13 protein-coding genes are annotated in these 15192 nt (G+C 64.4%); 6 read left to right on the top strand and 7 right to left on the bottom strand.

What is annotated here, in order from left to right:
• Positions 1-858 precede the first annotated feature (858 nt).
• Positions 859-1110 carry a hypothetical protein gene (locus AC5RW2_RS23785; protein WP_493961901.1) on the top strand — a complete coding sequence of 84 codons (252 nt, stop codon included), beginning with the start codon at positions 859-861 and terminating at the stop codon, positions 1108-1110.
• A gap of 588 nt (positions 1111-1698) precedes the next feature.
• Here the strand turns inward: AC5RW2_RS23785 and AC5RW2_RS23780 are convergent.
• From AC5RW2_RS23780 to argG, 5 genes are all read right to left on the bottom strand, one after another.
• Positions 1699-2214 (bottom strand): DUF2975 domain-containing protein, encoded by a 516-nt coding sequence (locus tag AC5RW2_RS23780; protein WP_493961902.1) that lies wholly within the window; start codon positions 2212-2214, stop codon positions 1699-1701.
• Positions 2215-3081: 867 nt separating this feature from the next.
• Positions 3082-3318 carry a hypothetical protein gene (locus AC5RW2_RS23775; RefSeq protein WP_493961904.1) on the bottom strand — a complete coding sequence of 79 codons (237 nt, stop codon included), beginning with the start codon at positions 3316-3318 and terminating at the stop codon, positions 3082-3084.
• Between the two features lie 343 nt (positions 3319-3661).
• Complete coding sequence (locus AC5RW2_RS23770; protein ID WP_493961905.1) at positions 3662-4096, bottom strand: hypothetical protein; 435 nt, start codon at positions 4094-4096, stop codon at positions 3662-3664.
• A gap of 64 nt (positions 4097-4160) precedes the next feature.
• Entirely contained in the window at positions 4161-4589 is a 429-nt protein-coding gene (locus AC5RW2_RS23765; protein WP_494074688.1) for a hypothetical protein, read from the bottom strand.
• A gap of 714 nt (positions 4590-5303) precedes the next feature.
• Positions 5304-6731 (bottom strand): argininosuccinate synthase, encoded by a 1428-nt coding sequence (argG, locus tag AC5RW2_RS23760; RefSeq protein ID WP_493961907.1) that lies wholly within the window; start codon positions 6729-6731, stop codon positions 5304-5306.
• A gap of 144 nt (positions 6732-6875) precedes the next feature.
• Here argG and AC5RW2_RS23755 point away from each other — a divergent pair, with 144 nt between their 5' ends.
• The 3 genes from AC5RW2_RS23755 (at position 6876) to AC5RW2_RS23745 (ending at position 10454) form a co-directional block, all read left to right on the top strand.
• Entirely contained in the window at positions 6876-7850 is a 975-nt protein-coding gene (locus tag AC5RW2_RS23755; RefSeq protein ID WP_493961908.1) for an aldo/keto reductase, read from the top strand.
• Between the two features lie 76 nt (positions 7851-7926).
• Complete coding sequence (locus AC5RW2_RS23750; RefSeq protein WP_493961909.1) at positions 7927-8700, top strand: cyclase family protein; 774 nt, start codon at positions 7927-7929, stop codon at positions 8698-8700.
• Between the two features lie 74 nt (positions 8701-8774).
• On the top strand, positions 8775-10454 hold the full coding sequence (locus AC5RW2_RS23745; RefSeq protein ID WP_493961910.1) for a thiamine pyrophosphate-binding protein: 1680 nt from the start codon (positions 8775-8777) through the stop codon (positions 10452-10454).
• Positions 10455-10483: 29 nt separating this feature from the next.
• Here AC5RW2_RS23745 and AC5RW2_RS23740 read toward each other — a convergent pair whose 3' ends face one another.
• Both AC5RW2_RS23740 and AC5RW2_RS23735 read right to left on the bottom strand, forming a co-directional pair.
• Positions 10484-10768: a QcrA and Rieske domain-containing protein gene (locus AC5RW2_RS23740; RefSeq protein WP_494014794.1), complete on the bottom strand. Its 285-nt coding sequence runs from the start codon at positions 10766-10768 to the stop codon at positions 10484-10486.
• A 229-nt stretch (positions 10769-10997) separates the two neighbouring features.
• The gene (locus AC5RW2_RS23735) at positions 10998-11288 is read right to left on the bottom strand and encodes a QcrA and Rieske domain-containing protein (protein WP_493961911.1); all 291 of its coding nucleotides are present in this window, start codon (positions 11286-11288) and stop codon (positions 10998-11000) included.
• Between the two features lie 779 nt (positions 11289-12067).
• On the opposite strand from AC5RW2_RS23735, the gene AC5RW2_RS23730 reads away from it, so the two are divergent.
• Complete coding sequence (locus tag AC5RW2_RS23730; RefSeq protein WP_493961912.1) at positions 12068-13171, top strand: oxidoreductase; 1104 nt, start codon at positions 12068-12070, stop codon at positions 13169-13171.
• Between the two features lie 261 nt (positions 13172-13432).
• Entirely contained in the window at positions 13433-15124 is a 1692-nt protein-coding gene (locus AC5RW2_RS23725) for an amidohydrolase (RefSeq protein ID WP_493961913.1), read from the top strand.
• Positions 15125-15192 lie beyond the last annotated feature (68 nt).

Raw genomic sequence — 15192 nt, 5'->3', positions numbered from 1 at the left:
AACACCGGCCACTGCACTCGGCAACGTGCTCATGCAGCGACTCCGTGCGGCCGGCCACACTTACCAGGTAACCAAACTCGCCTGAACCCAGATCCTGGGCCGGCCCGGCGCGCACCTTCACGCCCTGAGTCCAGACCAGCACTCCCCTCCAAGTCGCTGAGCCCTTGAGCAGCCACTCCCTCTGCCCGTTTTTAAGGGCCGATAACCGTGAGCATGTCCTGACAGGTGTCTCGATGAAGCATCTCCTAGCTGGACATTCAAGCCCTGGTGGAACATGAATTCCATCGCGCTGGGGCCATTCACAGGCATGCATAAGTAGGTGACCATGGCTGGGGGCCTCTCCGCTGGCGCTACGCGACCCGGCTAAGCCTAAGTCTTCCCGCTGGCCGGGCCCGCAGGGGTCACCCCCGGGTATCCCTACTCGGCTGTCGACGTAGCGGCGGATTCGTGCTGTGATGAGCGCATCTGTCCTACGGTCCAGCTAGGGGAGCGCGTATGTCTGTCCAGGGAACATTCGTCAAGAACCGTATGCACAGCCCGGACTTCAGAAGGGGCACCCTTGTCGTCGGCGTGTACCTGGTGGCGCTGTGCTGGGTCGGCTTCCTCTACCTTTTGGTTGCCACGGCCGGCGAGTCCGCCTCGCTGGTCCATCCCATGCTCTTGGGGACTCTTGGGCTTTGGGTTGTATGGAACCGCGGAACGAAGAAAGTACCCCACGGGTACAGGCCGGCAAGGCACCGTAAGTCCCCCCGCCGTCGCTGGCTCTAAAGGGGCACGCCAAGAGCTACGCCTTTCTTCCCATCGGGTGCCCTACCAGTACGCTTCCGTGAACACCCTCGAGAACAGGACCCCCAGCCAATGGAAGCAAGTTCAAGCGATCCCCGGGTTGAGTCATCCCTTGAAGAGAACCCTGATTACCGGGTGGATTTTTGGGGGCATATCAAGGATCGAGGTGGCCGGGTGGTGGCTGACGGAAGCGACGAATGGCTGCTCACCGGCGTGCGTGACGTTCATGAAGCCCTCGACTGGGCCAATAACAAGGCAGACGGACGAAGATTTGTGCTTTATGCCCGATTCCACGACGGCCAAAGCCTCGGCGTGGCTCGTTAGTTCGGAGGAACCCTTCTAGCCAGGGCCGGAACAGCCCTCAGGGAGGCCCCCCGTCGCTGTGGATGCCGGTAAAGGCCGGGAATAGCCCGTGTACCGGCGGGCACAGGCGCGCCCGGATACCGCGCCACCCCTGCCCGGGAGCAAGGATGGGGCACAGTGAAGGCGGTGTTGGAATCGGTCACTCTGCGGCGGGCCCTCCAAGGTAGATTGAGCAGCTCATAGGATGGCCGGAAGATAGGGCGACGAGGGGGCGTGGAGAAGTGCACCGGTTATCGAATGCAGCGGTGTACGGGGTTGGCTCGATGATGGTTATCGTCGGTCTGACTAGTGCCTTTTTCTCCTGGCTCGGTTTTGGTGGGATTGATGAGGCCAATGACGACATCCGGCCCTCTGCGCTCCGGATCGGAGTCACTCTCGGTTTTATGGGACTGGCCGCTCTGGGGGCCGTCCTGGTGCTGTTCGTAACCGTGCGGGGCCTTTGGGTAGTGTTCAGGCGCCGGAAGGGGTAGGGCGGGGGTGACGGAAGCCTGATCATGTGGACGACACCTACCACCACGGCCGAGCAGACGACGCAGGAACGGGACGGGCTTAGGCTCGTCCTTCGCTGTGCGGTGGGGTGAACGGGTACTGGCCTCGCTGCGCTAATGGGCCGTCGACATTATCTGTCAGCACGAAATCCACGGCCTTTTTTCTGAGAACGAACGCGACGAGTACAAGGGCGAGAGAGGCCAGAATCCCGAATAGCATCGCCGGCCCGCCGACAGCTGCGAAAGATCCGGCGTGTACACAGACACCTGCGAAGATCACTGCCATGAAACTTAGGGAAACTGCCAGGACATGAGCCAATAGCTTTGCCCGACGGGGCGAGGCCCCGCCGGCCGCCGCGGCCGAAAGTAGTTGCCATACTGCCAGCAAAGCCACCTCAAATCCGCCGATTGCAACCACGATTGCAGTGACGTACGGTGCCGCCAGATACGCAACCTCGGGGTAGGCCTCGGCGTACTCAGCCGCGGTGCTCGGAACAATCACGACTTGGGTGAGCAATGTCCCCAGGGCAAGTGCTCCGAGGAGAACACGAAGAGGTGTGACTCGCTGGCTGATCATGTCGCAATCATCGTTTTACCTGTATTGCCTGTCAACGATCCCCGGCCCAGTAGCCGGCCACGAACGGGACGGCTGGCGCCCGTCCTTCTCCGTGATCAGTAGGAACCGGGGCTCTCAGAAAGTCTGGACGTAGAACGTCTCCTCGCGGAGACACTGGTCCGGTGCACCACCCAGTACTTTTCCAATGTCGCTACGGGACAGGTATCCACCGCCCAAACTAACGGGATCTCCGACCTGAAGGGAGTGGCCTTCCACCTCAACGGTCGGCGGGTCACCAGCTCCGAACCGTGCCCCTGCCGGGAACAGCAGCCCAAAGTCCCGCCCATCGCTGGTCCTCCCGATAATGCAATCGTCCTCGCCTACGACAAGTGTTCCGTCGAAAGCGGCTTCCATCACGGAGTTCGTTTGGGCGCTGCTTGGGTGCACCAGCAGCATTACGCCATTCGGCCCGGTGACGATTTTGCCTGAAGCTCCACTGCCGGCAGAGCTTCCGCAGCCGGCCAGAAGCACTGCGAGAACCGAAATGGCCAGGACCGCTGTGCGGTTCTTCACGACAACACCGCTTGGTTTCGCCGATGCATACACCCCATGTGGGGCACTGTAGCTAGCCGACCTTATGAATCCCATGGGTCGGTGGGAAGGAATGGTTACCGACCCAGCAGCCGGTCGCAGCAGCCGGACGGGCTGGCGCGGGAATCATCGTCCAGTGACTCGAGCGCAGACTTCGCCCGGCGTCGCAGGCCGTGACGGTGTCTCGGGAAATACGACTTGGCGATTTTTGGGCTTTGGCACCTTTATTATCCCAAGTTAAAGGGGCACTTGTTCGGCCTAGTACTTTTGCTTCAGTGGTTTACTCGCGAAGAGCACTCAGAGTAAGACACGGGCGGTTCCTGAGACAGCCGAGATGAGGAACCCGACAGCACCAATAAAGAGACCCCAGTCCAGAACCGTGTAGGACGCGAACATTCTCGCGACGCGGTTGCGAGGCAGCCTCTTCCCGTCACGGTGGGCAGCTTCTGCGTGGGCTGTCTGTTCTTTCCTGCTTGAGTATACAATAACCGTCGCAAGCCCAAAGAAAAGAGCCCACGTTATGATCACATCCATCAATTAGTCCTTTTCGCTGGTTAGGTGAATACATCACTGTTGGATAAGCCATTCACGGACATGCATAAGTTCACGCTCATCTTTATCGCGGAAATAAATTCCCAATCGCGAAAGCTATAGCCGATAAGCTATGCGGGGGCCGGCCGCGGCGCCCGGGGGGTCACACGGATGCAGGTCCGGGGGTGCTGGTGAAGGGTTTGCAGAGCTCACCAATTCGGGCGTCCGCTGGCGCGGCCGGTTGGTGCCGATAGGCAGGTCAACGCCGACATCAGGAGGGTCGCTCCGCTGGCGATGCGTGGCCCAGGCGAATGGCCGAACAGCCTAATGTTTTGGCTCGCTGGTGCTACTGCTTCACTGTGTATTTGGCGCCGAGGTTCTCTGCGAGAGCTTCCAAGTCCGTGTTTCTTTCGGGTTTCTCGACTCCTATGGCGACTTCCGCATACGCAACGACAAACCAGTTGCGGCCCTCAACGAAATAGACAGCCGACTCGGGTCCACCCGCAGCATTGGCAAAGAGTTCGTGCACGTTGTCATAGGCTTCCTGGCTGTCGAACCAGAGAACTTCAACCGTTTTGGTGCATCGCGTTGCTTCTCCGGTAGGCCCACCTTCATCCGGGTGTTTGAATAGCGGGTCACCTGCATCATCCGCGCAGTCCAGTACGGCGTCGACTGCTTGGTACGCATCGTTCAGCGATGTGAACTCGGGCAACTGCTGGCCAGGACCACTTGCGGCACCGCAGGCGGTAACCAAGCCAAGAAGCCCGAGTACCGTCGTCAAGGCAGAAGCTGTCTTGCGCGCTTACTCACTCATCTTCCCCTCCGTCTATACAAAAATGGAATCGCTACAGTCCGCGTACCAGCAGGTTCTTGTGGAGTTGTCGCCAGCCTTCGCCCAATTCCGTGCCCGCGTCATAATCATCCACAGTGAGCTTCGCGCTGACGCCAGCGGTTCCCAGCTCCAACGGGTGCAAGCTGGGAATGTTGCCACAACCGGAAGCGGCGGTTTCCGGTTCCTGGGTCTGGATTACCAGACACACGCTGCCCTTCTCAGCCTTGTCCGGCGCCGCAATATGGAACGTATAACCGCCCTCCTCCACCAACAGCCGCGTGCTGCCTGGGGCTACGCCCAGGGCTTCGGCGCCACCGGCGAAGGTATCGGCCGGACCGGCCGGAGCTTCCAGAGCAGATATCCCAGACTTCGGATCATTGCTGCAGCCGGCCAACGCCAGCAGTACGACAGCACCGGCTGTCAGTGTGGCCAAGGTGCGCATGATGTCCCTGTCTGTGATGTAACAACGTTCCTCTCACGCTAACCGCGGCAGTGTATGGCGGGGAGGAACCTGAGGTTGCGAAGCAATAACTTCCTACCTGTGGGGAGACTGATAGCCGTGCCTAGCCATGGCCGCCCGGCCGGAGCTACTTGGTAAACCAAGGGGCGGGCGGTCTGCCGCCGGAGTGCGAACCACGGCAGCTACTCATCAGGCGTCGGACCGCTGTTCGACGCGGCCACCAGTCAAGCAACAAAGTGCCGCGGCTCCCGGCGGGCTAAGAGGCACCCGGTGGTACCTTCGGGTGCCATGCCTGCCGCGTCGGGCGTCCGGGTTCGAGACAACATTCCGCTATGCGCGGTTCACGTTTTTCTTTGTCCGAGGAGCGGAAACGGGCGGCCCACAGGCCGGCCCTTTTCTGTTTGTCCACGCACCCCTCAACGCCGGTTCCGGAGGCCCCCCGTCCCGCACCAGGGCGGTTGATCCCGGCCGGCACTTGGAAAGGGTGCCAGCCTTCTTGGGTTGCCGCCGACCTCAGTCGGTGTGGTCCACGGTTGAAAGGGAACCGGTCCCTAGCTGCCGTCCATGCTCACTGACCGGGTCCGTGCAGCCACCGTGCGCATCGACCCCCGCTGAAGTAGGTAAGCCAAAGGCCCGGCACCCCTGGACGAGGGGCACCGGGCCTCTGCTACGGCCCTGCGGTCGGAGCCGGGTCGATCAGTCGGTACCGGCGTCGAAAGCGGCGCGGTCCAGTGCCTCGTCGGCTGCGCGGCCGGCAGCATCCAGCGTGGCCGTATCTGCAATCTCGGTGGCGCCGCCGGCTTCCAGTGCGCCGACCAGTTCGGCGGTCGGGCCGCCCACCAGTCCCAGTGCGGCGTACTGCTCCAGCCGCGAGCGGGAGTCAGCGATGTCCAGGTTGCGCATGGTCAGCTGGCCGATGCGGTCCAGCGGGCCAAAGGCGGCGTCGCCTACGCGCTCCATGGATAGCTTGTCCGGGTGGTAGCTCAGCGCCGGCCCGGTGGTGTCCAGGATGGTGTAGTCCTCGCCGCGGCGCAGGCGCAGGGTCACCTCGCCGGTGACAGCGGAGCCGACCCACTTCTGCAGCGATTCACGCAGCATCAGCGACTGCGGATCCAGCCAGCGGCCTTCGTACATCAGGCGGCCCAGGCGGCGGCCTTCCGCGTGGTAGCTGGCCACGGTGTCTTCGTTGTGGATGGCATTGAGCAGCCGCTCGTAGGCAATGTGCAGCAGCGCCATGCCCGGAGCTTCGTAGATGCCGCGCGACTTGGCCTCGATGATCCGGTTCTCGATCTGGTCGGACATGCCCAGGCCGTGGCGGCCGCCGATGGCGTTGGCCTCGTTGACCAGGGCGACGGCGTCGGCGAACTCGGTGCCGTTGATGGCCACCGGGCGGCCGGCCTCGAAGCGAATGGAAACGTCTTCAGTGGCGATCTCGACCTCCTCGCGCCAGAAGGCCACGCCCATGATCGGCTCGACCGCTTCCAGGCTGGTGCCCAGGTGCTCCAAGGTCTTGGCCTCGTGCGTGGCACCCCAGATGTTGGCGTCGGTGCTGTATGCCTTTTCGGCGGAGTCGCGGTAGGGGAAGTTGTGCGCGGTCAGCCACTCGGACATCTCCTGGCGGCCACCCAGTTCGGAGACGAAGTGCGGGTCCAGCCACGGCTTGTAAATGCGCAGCCGCGGGTGGGCCAGCAACCCATAGCGGTAGAAGCGCTCGATGTCGTTGCCCTTGTAGGTGGAGCCGTCGCCCCAGATGTCCACGCCATCTTCGCGCATCGCGCGCACCAGCAGCGTGCCGGTCACGGCACGGCCCAGCGGGGTGGTGTTGAAGTAGGAGCGTCCGCCGCTGCGGATGTGGAAGGCGCCGCAGGCCAGCGCGGCCAAGCCTTCCTCCACCAAAGCCGGCTTGCAGTCCACCAGGCGGGAAATATCGGCGCCGTATTCGGCGGCGCGGCCGGGCACCGCGTCAATGTCCGGCTCGTCGTACTGGCCGAGGTCGGCCGTGTAGGTGCAGGGCACGGCTCCGCCGTCGCGCATCCACGCAACGGCAACGGACGTATCGAGTCCTCCGGAGAAGGCGATGCCGACGCGTTCGCCGACGGGAAGGGAAGTCAGAACTTTGGCCATGGTTTCGATCATATGTGCAGCGGCACCTAAAGGCAGAAGCGGCAACGCCGACGGCCCCCGCGTGACGTGCCGTAGATCACCGGCGCAGTCTCCGCAGGTAGGATTTGAGGCGGGCCACCAACTTCAAGCGAGAAGGATGCATCGATGGAATACCGCCGTCTGGGCAAGTCCGGATTGACCGTCTCCGCCGTCGGGCTCGGCTGCAATAACTTGGGCCGCTCAAGCACTCCCACCGAGACCCAAGAGGGCACGAACGCCGTCGTCACGGCCGCGCTCGACGCTGGTGTGACCCTTTTCGATGTGGCCGACACCTATGGGAAGGCTCCTGGACTGAGCGAGGAGTTCTTGGGCAAGGCGCTCGGCGCCCGCCGCGACGACGTAGTGGTGGCCACCAAGTTCGGCATGGATATGCGCGGTGCCAACGGCGAGGACTTCGGCGCACGCGGCTCACGGCGGTACATCGTCAAGGCTGCCGAAGCGTCCCTGCGCCGGCTGGGCACGGACTGGATCGACCTTTACCAGTTCCACACTCCTGACCCGCTGACGCCGATCGAGGAGACCTTGTCCGCCTTGGATGACTTGGTCCGCGCCGGCAAGGTGCGCTACATCGGCCACTCCAACCGGGCCGGCTGGCAGATCGCCGAGGCTGAATTCACTGCCCGCATGGGCGGCTACACGCCGTTCATTTCCAGCCAGAACCACTACAACCTGCTGGACCGCAGGGCGGAACTCGAAGTCACGCCCGCTGCCGAAGCCTATGGGCTGGGCGTGCTGCCGTACTTCCCGCTGGCCAACGGCCTGCTGACGGGCAAATACAAGGACGGCCAGGCGCCGGAGGGCAGCCGCTTGACCCACTCGCGCAGCAACCTGCTCAAGGACGCCGACTGGGAGCAGCTGGGTGCTTTCTCCCGCTTCGCCGCCGATCGCGGGCTGCAGGAGATTGAGGTGGCATTCTCCTGGCTGGCCTCCCGCCCCTCCGTTGCGTCGGTAATCGCCGGTGCCACCAAGCCTGAGCAGGTCCGGCAGAACGCCGAATCGGCAGGCTGGCGGCCCACCGGTGATGACCTCGCAGAGCTCGATTCGATCTTCCCCACAGTTCCCAAAGCCGCCCTGTTCTAACCCCCCCCTGTTGGCAGGAACCGCTGCAGCGCTGGTGCGCTATCCGAGGCAGCCTGCCGTGACGAAAGTGAAGTCCATGAGCCAACTGACCGACCTGCTTACCTCGCTGTCCAGCGGACGGATCGAGCTGATTGACCTGACCAACAAGCTTTCCGCCCAGACACCCACGCTGCGGTTGCCGGACCCGTTTGCCAACCTGATCGACTTCAGCCTCGAAGAGATCGCGGCGTATGACCACCGCGGCCCGATGTGGAAGCACCAGAACATTCACACCGGCGAGCACATCGGCACGCACATCGATGCGCCCATCCACTGGGCCACCGGGCGCGAAGGCGACGACGTCGCCCAGCTGCCGTTGCCCCGTTTGGTGGGCTCCGCCGTCGTGCTTGATTTCTCCGCCGAAGCAGCCGCGGACCCGGACTTTCTGCTGGACGTCCACCACGTCCAAGCGTGGGAAGAGCAGCACGGGCCAATCCCGGAGAACGGATGGGTGCTCTTCCGCACCGGTTGGGATGCCTATGCCCAGGACCAAGAGAAGTTCCTCAACGCGGACGACGCCGGTTCCCACACCCCCGGATTCACCGTTGAGTGCGCGCGGTGGCTGGCCGAGGAGACGAAGATCTCCGGCGTCGGCGTGGAAACGGTCGGCATCGATGCCGGCAACGCCGGGGCGCTGGATCCGATCTTCCCGATGCACCACTACCTGATGGGCAACAACAAGTACGGCATCACCTCGCTGCAGAACCTGGCGCAACTGCCCACCACCGGCGCTGTGATCGTGGTGGCGCCGCTGCCGATTGTCGGCGGCACCGGCAGCCCGGCCCGGATCTTTGCCATGGTCGAGCGCTAAAGGCAGGCAGTTTCCCTTTGCGGCCAGCCCACGTTCCGCCTGCCGCTTCACACATTCTGAAAGAGAGTGCCCGCATGCACCCGCCCCGCACCATTGCCGAATTAATCGGACAGACCTTGGCCGGGCTCGGCGCCGGGCACGCCTTCGGGGTGGTAGGCAGCGGCAATTTCGCGGTCACGAATGCGCTGAAGGCCGCCGGCGTGCCGTTCACGGCCAGCCGTCATGAGGGCGGGGCCGCCACCATGGCGGACGCGTACTCAAGGATGTCCGGCAGGCTGGGCATCGTTACCGTGCACCAGGGATGCGGACTGACCAACGCCGCCACCGGCATCGGCGAGGCGGCCAAGTCCCGGACGCCGATGTTGGTGTTGGCCGCCGAAACCGCCGGTTCGGCTGTCCGGTCCAATTTCGCCATGGACCAGCCCGGCTTCGCCCGCAGCGTGGGGGCCGAGTCCGAGCGGGTGCATTCAGCAGCCAGCGCCGTCGCAGACACCGTCCGGGCCTACCGCACGGCGGTGAATGAGCGCCGCACCGTGGTGCTGAACCTGCCGCTGGATGTGCAGGCCCAGCCGGCACCCGCAGCCGCGGAGACCGGCCCGGCCGCCACGGTCTCCGCGGCGCTGCCGGTCCGGCCGGCGCCGGCCGCCGCCGAAGCCCTAGCCGAGCTGATTGCCGCCTCCGAACGTCCCGTTTTCGTAGCCGGTCGCGGTGCGCGCGGCGCCGGTGACCAACTGCGGGCCTTGGCTGCCCAGGCCGGCGCGCTGCTTGCCACGTCGGCGGTCGCCAAGGGACTGTTCAACGGCGAGCCATTCTCGCTGGGCATCTCCGGCGGCTTCTCCTCCCCGGTGTCCGCGGAGCTCATCGCGGACGCGGACCTGATTGTTGGTTTCGGCTGCACGCTGAACATGTGGACCATGCGGCAGGGAGCCTTGATCGGCCGCGGCGCCAAAGTCGCGCAGGTGGACGTGGAGGACTCCGCACTCGGCGCCAACCGGCCGGTGGACCTCGGCGTCCTGGGGGACAGCGGGCAGACCGCCGACGCCGTGCTGGAAATCCTTCGCCGACGTGGCCTACTGGCCGCCAAGTACCGAACCGGGCCGGTTCGGGACCGCATCCGCGCCGGCGTCCGCTGGCAGGATGTCCCGGTCGAGGACCTGTCCACCGAGGACCGGATTGACCCGCGGCTGCTGACCGCCCGACTGGACCAACTGCTGCCGGCCGACCGCATCGTTTCCATCGATTCCGGCAACTTCATGGGCTACCCCAGCCAGTACCTTGATGTGCCCGACGAGTTCGGGTTCTGCTTCACCCAGGCTTTCCAGTCCATCGGCCTGGGACTGGCCACCTCGATCGGCGCTGCCATGGCGCAGCCGGACAGGCTGCCGGTCCTCGGCACCGGCGACGGTGGGTTCCTCATGTCGATTGCAGAGCTGGAGACCGCCGTGCGGCTCGGCCTGCCGCTGGTCGTGATTGTCTACAACGACGCCGCCTACAGCGCCGAAGTGCACCACTTCGGCAACAACGACGGCGGCGGTCCTCCCGTCGACCTGTCGACGGTCACCTTCCCCGATACGGACATTGCGGCGATTGCCCGCGGCTTCGGCGCCGACGGAATCACCGTCAGGACACTGGATGACCTCGCCGGCGTGTCCGCATGGCTGGCGTCCTCGCCCGCCCGTCCCTTAATCATTGACGCCAAGATCGCCTCCGACGGCGGCTCCTGGTGGCTGGCCGAGGCGTTCCAAGGACACTGAGGAAGAAAGAGGGTAGGCGGAGACCTGAGTTAGAGCGTGACGGTGATCCACTCGCCGTCGATGGCAGCGGCATAACGGGGGAGCGGCGCCGGTGCCGGCCCACCCGTCACCGTCCCGTCGTCGAGCGCGAAGGTCGAGTTGTGGCACGGACAGGCGAATTCGCTGTCCGTGGCGTGCACGGCGCAGCCTTGGTGGGTGCACACCGCACTGTAGGCAAGTACCGTCGTCTCATCGGGACGGTAGACAAGGACCTTCTGCCCCTCGGCTTCACCGCTGGCGCTCCCGCCGACCGGCACGTCGCTCAGCTTACCCACGCGGACCGGCGTCCCGTCGGTTGCGATAGGCGACGCGGAAGCGCCTTGCGCGCCGGTGAAGTCCTGAAAAGGAGAGCAGGCTGTTAGCGCGCCCACGGAACCAGCGGCGGTAGTGGCGGTCAGTATGGCTCGGCGTGAAGGCAGGGAGGAAGTCATGTCCGTTATTGTTCCGGACGTTCCTTGGATCTTTCTAACCGAACCGCAGGAATCGACGGGAACGAAGCACACTTCACACGGTGACGGTGATCCAGTCTCCCTCGATGGCCGCGGCAAAGCGTGGTAGCGGTTTCGGCGCTGGTCCGCCCAGCACGGAGCCATCCTGGGCACTGTAAACAGAGCCATGGCAGAGGCAGTGGAATTCGGCGCCCGCCGGCGCCACCGTGCAGCCCTGGTGCGTGCAAATGGCGCTATAGGCGTCCACGGTTTTCTCATCCGGGCGGTAAACCAGAACCTTCTGACCGCTGGCCTCGCCGCTCGCGCTGTCCCCGACGGCAACGTCGGCGAGCTTCAGGACCTGCACCGGTGTGCCGCCGGAAGCCGCAGTAGCCGGAGAGCCTCCGGCTAGGCCGTTGGCGTCTGACGCGGTTTGGCCGCTGCCGCTTCCCGGAGGTGCGCAGGCAGCCAGGACACAGGCAGAACAGGCCGCCGCGGACACACCCAGCAGTGTGCGCCTGCTGGGGCTCGCATCAAGAGTCATAGGCTGACCTTCCCAGACGAAGCTTGCCGAATCCTGAAGTATGTGACGGCGGGATGTTCCGTGGAGTGCGGGCTGTGCCCCTGTACAGGGCAGTGTGGAGGCGCCTCGGCCCCGGCGTACCCCGCCGTCATCTTTAGAGACGCCTTTGTGGGCTAAGAGGTTCACTGCCCCTGCCATGCTCTGCCGGCATCCATTGCCAAAAGGAGTACTACTGTTCTTCCTCGGAGTCTTCCTGCCGGTACACATACGGCAATCGCCTGATCTCACTTATGCCAATGGTGACTCCGATGGGACATAGAAAGATTGCCGGTACAGATTGAGCAAAACCTTCCAAACCGTTCGCGGGAGATGCCGCTTTGACTACCGGTCCCGCTGGCGCGGGCCCGGAGGAGTGTACCTCCCCCCGGCATAGGAGAGAGGCAGGCTGCTCCGCCCCTCGTGACGGCTCTCGTTGAGCGGTGGCAACCTCCCGCAAACTTACGGGACTCCCGTGCTACAAGCAAAGGGCGCAGACCTACTGACTTTTGCCGGCTCATCCGGGTCGGTGTAAACCTGTCACTACAGGTGGACCCCGACCCTGGGAAAAAGGCAAGGAGATCCTCGTGACTGACCTCACCCCGCTCTGGTCACCCCTGCAGATCGGTTCCACGCAGCTGCCAAACCGTGTGGCTCTGGCCCCCATGACCCGCATCAGCGCCACCGAGGAGGGCATGGTGACGGAGAAGATGGTCTCCTACTATGAGGCCTTCGCGCGCGGCGGATTCGGGCTGCTGATAACCGAGGGCGTCTACCCAGACACCGCCTACAGCCAGGGCTACCTGTATCAGCCCGGTCTGGCGACCGCCGAGCAGGCGCGGTCGTGGACGACGGTCGTCGACGCTGTCCACGCGGCCGGGTCCACGATCTTCGCCCAGCTCATGCACGCCGGGTCCCAAGCCCAGGGCAGCCGCTTCATGGACTCCACGATCGGCCCCTCGGCGGTCGCCCCCAAGGGGGAGCAGTTGGGCTTCTACCGCGGCGAAGGCCCGTACCGGGTGCCCTCCGAAGTCACGCGGGAGCAGATGGAGGAGGTCCGCCAGGGCTTCGTGGCCGCCGCGCTGCACGCAGAGGAGGCCGGGTTCGACGGCGTTGAAATCCACGGTGCCAACGGCTACCTGCTAGACCAGTTCCTTACCGACTATCTCAACCTGCGCACCGACGAGTACGGCGGCTCACCGCAGAACCGGGTGCGTTTCGCCGCGGAGATAGCCCGCGCCGTGCGCGAGGCCGTGGGTCCGGAGACGACCTTGGGCATCCGCATCTCCCAGTCGAAGGTCAGCGACCACGACCACCGGTGGGCCGGCGGCGCCGAGGAGGCAGCCGTCATCTTCTCCACTCTGGCCGCCACGGGCATCGACTTCATCCACACGACCGAGTACAAGGCCTACGCCCCGGCCTTCGGCGACAAGGGCCCCTCGCTTGCCGCCCTGGCCAAACAGCACTCCGGGCTACCGGTGATCACTAACGGCCACTTGGACGACCCGGAGACGGCCGTGTCCATGCTGGCCGACGGCGCGGCCGACGTCGTCGCCCTGGGGAAGGCGGCTCTGGGCAACAGGGACTGGCCCAACCGCGTCCGCAACGGCCTGCCCCTCGACGAGATCGACGCGCGCCTGTTCGCGCCGGTGGCCGACCTTAAGGACTGGGAGCTCGAGCTGCTTTCCTAAGCGGGAGGCTTTCCACGCCGCGATCCTACCGGTTGGGGTGGAACTTCCGGCCGTTAATTCATTCGGAGGCGCCGACCCTAGATTTGTCCGGCGCAGGAGAGAGCGTTCAAAATGCTGCCCAGTCGAAATAGAGAAGTTGAAGGCCTGTGATTCTCCTGCCGTAGAAATCAAGCGTCATGCTCTGAGAGTCAAGTCGAATGGCGCCGGTCACACATACGCTGATGCTCGAATAACTAAACGGTTCAACAAGAGGAGCAATACGTGGCCGAAGATTTTGCGGATGTGGTGCTGGTCAACGGCGTGATCGAGACCCTCGATGCGGGTACACCCCGCGCCACGGCGATGGCGATCCGGGGCGGCCTCATCCAGGCGATAGGGGAGCGGGCCGAGCAACTGCGCGGGCCGGAGACCCTCACCGTCGATCTGGACGGCGCCTTTGTGATGCCGGGCCTGATGGACGTCCACAACCACCACATGATCGCCGGTCAGATGGATCTGTTTGAGTTGGACGCGCCGCCCACGCTGGACCTGGACGGCTTCCTGGCAGCGATTGCCTCCTACGCGGTCGGACTCGAACCGGACGAGTGGGTAGTCGGTGGTAGCTGGGGCTCCGGCTTGATGAACGAAATGAACTCGGCGGACGCGCTGGCACGACTGGATGCGGCAACGGGCGGCCGTCCTGCCCTGCTCAAAGACGACTCGAAGCACAACCGTTGGGCAAATTCGCGAGCCCTGGAGCTGGCCGGCATCGAGGCGGCCACGCCCGATCCCGCTGGCGGGCAGATTTTGCGCGATGAGTCCGGGGCTGCCACCGGGGTGCTGATCGAGGCCGGTGGCGTGATCGTGGAGCAGACACTCGCCAGCCTGCAGCCGGTGAGCACAGAGCAATTGGCACAGGCGGCCGCGCGCGGCATTGAGATCCTGCATTCCTACGGGGTCACGGGGTTCCAGGACGCAGCTGCATCGCTCCCACTCATGCGTGCCCTCAAACAACTTGATGACGACGGCGAGCTGCATGCCTGGGTGGTGTCCTCCATGCAGGCCAACGATTTCATTTTCGGCACCCAGCCATTGGGTGAGGGGATCATTGCCCACCGTGAAGAAACGCGTTCGCGCCATCACCGGCCGGACTTCATCAAAATTTTCCTCGACGGCGTTCCGCCGGCCGGCACCGCGGCCTTCATCGAGCCTTACCTGCCGGTGTCCGGCTTCCCGGAGTGCCACTGCGGCGGGACCACGATGGATCCGGCGGAGTTGGAGGAATGGCTGATGAGCACGGCCGCACGGGGGATCTCCGCCAAGATCCACTGCACCGGCGACGCCTCGGTTCGGCTGGTCCTGGACACCGTTGAAAAGGTGCGGGCCGCGGGCTACACCGGGCCGAAATACCACATCGCGCACGGACAGTTCGTGCATCCCGACGACATCAGCCGCTTTGCGCAGCTGGACGTTACCGCCGATATCTCGCCCTCGCTGTGGTTCCCCGGGGTGATCTCGGAAGCGATCGCTGCGGTGCTGCCCGCGGAGCGCGCGTCGAAGATGCAGCCAAACAGAAGCCTGCTTGACGCGGGTGCCCGGATCGCCGGCGGGTCGGACTGGCCGGTCAGCGTCTCGCCGAACGCCTGGGAAGGCATTTACGGTCTGGTGACCCGGCAGGACCCTACCGGCCAATTTCCGGGGACGCTGTGGAAAGAGCAGGCCATCACTTTGGATGAGGCCGTCCGCATCTACACCACGGCCAGCGCCGAGGCGATGGGCCTTGATGACGTCACCGGCTCGCTGGTGCCGGGGAAGTCCGCCGATTTCATCGTGCTGACGAATAACCCCCATGACGTACCCGTGGATGAAGTGCGCAACATCAGCGCCCGGCAGACCTGGTTTGCCGGACGCAAGGTCTACGACGCCGCTGCACCTGAATCCGCTCCGACGGAAGCGGAAACGGCCAACGCCTGACCCCTGTTCCGCTAAACCGCACGAATCACCCCGGTGGCTTCGGCTGGGCCTGCCTACCGGAGCACCAG

It is taken from the genome of Arthrobacter sp. B0316-1-20, from assembly GCF_059091865.1.
The sequence above is the reverse complement of the archived record's forward strand: the minus strand, read 5'-3'. Positions and strand labels throughout refer to the sequence as shown.

Bases quoted from the DNA above. Each gene is read 5' to 3' on its own strand.
- AC5RW2_RS23785 (WP_493961901.1), top strand. From the start codon at position 859: ATGGAAGCAAGTTCAAGCGATCCCCGGGTTGAGTCATCCCTTGAAGAG.
- AC5RW2_RS23780 (WP_493961902.1), bottom strand. From the start codon at position 2,214: ATGATCAGCCAGCGAGTCACACCTCTTCGTGTTCTCCTCGGAGCACTT.
- AC5RW2_RS23775 (WP_493961904.1), bottom strand. From the start codon at position 3,318: ATGGATGTGATCATAACGTGGGCTCTTTTCTTTGGGCTTGCGACGGTT.
- AC5RW2_RS23765 (WP_494074688.1), bottom strand. From the start codon at position 4,589: ATGCGCACCTTGGCCACACTGACAGCCGGTGCTGTCGTACTGCTGGCG.
- argG (WP_493961907.1), bottom strand. From the start codon at position 6,731: ATGGCCAAAGTTCTGACTTCCCTTCCCGTCGGCGAACGCGTCGGCATC.
- AC5RW2_RS23755 (WP_493961908.1), top strand. From the start codon at position 6,876: ATGGAATACCGCCGTCTGGGCAAGTCCGGATTGACCGTCTCCGCCGTC.
- AC5RW2_RS23750 (WP_493961909.1), top strand. From the start codon at position 7,927: ATGAGCCAACTGACCGACCTGCTTACCTCGCTGTCCAGCGGACGGATC.
- AC5RW2_RS23745 (WP_493961910.1), top strand. From the start codon at position 8,775: ATGCACCCGCCCCGCACCATTGCCGAATTAATCGGACAGACCTTGGCC.